Raw genomic sequence first — 2,208 nt, 5'->3', positions numbered from 1 at the left:
ATTGGGGTAGTGAAAGAGCTAAACTCCTGACTTTCAACAGGTGTTTAGTGCGGCAAAAAACGTTTTGGACGGGTGTGAGCATTAGCAGAAGAATGCTACAACATGCTTATCGCTTGTTTAGAAGTTAGTAGCTGTTTGAGCGAGGGTGAGAGCAAGGCATAGGGTGAAATTAGTCTGCGAAGCAGGTGTTTCGCCCTATGCTTTGCGGGGCGTTGGTTATCTGCATTTACTACGCCTTCAAAGGTAGCGGCAGCAGGAGAAGAAAACACAAAGAAGAACCCCCGAAAAGAAACTGCCGAAGGCAGCAGAAAAGCAGCCAGCGCGAAGCGCGGCTGATCCGGTGGAACCGGAAGAACCCCGAAAAATTGAAGCGCTTGGGATGCCCCAAGCGCCCGGAACCGAAGGAAAGCAACGGTGGATGCCCCCGACGCCTACCGACCGAAGCTGACGACTGCTAACTGTGAATTGATTGTTGATAATATGTTCGAACTTTATACAGCAGAGACCACACTATTGAATTACTGGCATTGTTGCCACTCCCACCCGCCCTATCGGAAACCCTTGTATTTGGGGATTATTTCATTGGAAGGGGCTTAATCCATTAGGGCTTTTTTATCCTTCATTAGGCGGTTCGGTGAGCGGAGCGAACGTGAAGGGGGCGAAACAGTTTGAGGGGTTAGTGCGCGATAGCGCGTGCCCCGAAAGCGTTTTGCACCCTGAACTACCTAATTTTTTCCAATTGTGCCCTCAAGGCGCAAAGAAGAAGCAAGTTTTTCGGCCTTGTGCGGTGGCCTTTTATATAAACCAAATGATAAATAGGAGGACAAACTATGGCGAACAAATTTTTTCTCTACGCAAGAAAATCATCTGAATCGGAAGAAAAGCAAGTGATGTCAATTGAGACTCAATTGGTGGAACTTGCGAATTACACACGAAAAGAGGGGATTGTTATCTCTGAAAAATTTGTGGAGAGCAAGAGCGCGAAGCAGCCGGGCAGGCCGGAATTTAATCGAATGCCCGAAAAGATATATGCGAGTAAAGAGCCTGTTGGCATCATTGCTTGGCATCCTGACAGGTTGGCGCGGAATAGTGCGGACGGTGGGCAAATCATTTACCTGATCGACCAATCGAAATTGGTAGCGTTGAAATTCCCGTCCTTTTGGTTTGAGCCAACCCCGCAAGGGCTGTTTATGTTGCAGGTGGCATTTGGCCAATCTAAATACTTCTCGGACAATTTGGCTCAAAACATACAGCGCGGGATTAGGCAGAAGCTAAGGCGTGGGGAATACTTCGGAACTGCTCCGCTTGGTTATGTGCATAATCCGAAAACGCGAAACATAGAACCTGACCCTGTAAAGGCTCGATTAATCAAAAAAGCATTTTCAGAATTTGCGCGGGGTGGCTATTCCTTAACGAAGCTACAAGAGAAAATGAACCTGTGGGGAATTACAACGCGCAAAGGGAAGCCATTGGCCTTATCGACTGTGCATAAGATCATGAGGAATCCGGCCTATATTGGAATCATTGTGCGCAAAGGTGAAACCTACGAAGGCAATTTTGAGCCGTTGATAAAGCGCGAAGTATTTGAAGCAGTGCAATCGCGGCTAAAGGAAAACGGGCGACCACGAAGGAGTAAACACAAGCACGGTTTTCCTTTTGGCGGGTTGCTGAAATGCGGGGAGTGTGGTGGAGCGATCACGGCACAATATGGGCGTGGGAATGGTGGAACTTACATCTACTACCGTTGCTCAAAGAAGTTCGGACCGTGTTCACAATCATATCTGCGCGATGATTCAATGGAGGAACAAGCGCGGGAATATTTGCGCAAAATTCGATTGCCTGACGGTTGGACTGAAAAGATGGATGCGCAAATTGATTTATGGGTGAAGGATGAGCGAAAGAACAGGGAGGATGCAGCGATTGAAATTGAAAAGGAATTGCAGCAGACCGAACGGAAATTAGACAAGCTGGTGAATGGGTTTTTGGATGGAATGATCGAAAAGGATTCATACCTAAGAAAGAAGGATGAATTGATAAAGACCAAAACAGAACTTATCCAAAAACAGTCAGATTTAAAGAGTGGTGGAGTGTATTGGGTCGAACCTTTGCGCGATTGGCTGGAAACGGCTGTGTGCGCGGAAAAACTTGCTTCTTCAAACGATTTCTACGCAGTAAAATCGTTTTTGGAAAAAATTGGGTCGAACCGCC

1 protein-coding gene is annotated in these 2,208 nt (G+C 47.0%); it reads left to right on the top strand.

The features are described 5' to 3' along the window. Nucleotides 1-830: 830 nt before the first annotated feature. Nucleotides 831-2,208 (top strand): recombinase family protein (locus J4F31_11415; GenBank protein ID MCE2497164.1); only part of this gene is annotated, 1,378 nt, incomplete at its 3' end.

It is taken from the genome of Flavobacteriales bacterium (assembly GCA_021296215.1).
Classification (GTDB): Bacteria; Bacteroidota; Bacteroidia; order Flavobacteriales; family ECT2AJA-044; genus ECT2AJA-044.
The sequence above is the reverse complement of the archived record's forward strand: the minus strand, read 5'-3'. Positions and strand labels throughout refer to the sequence as shown.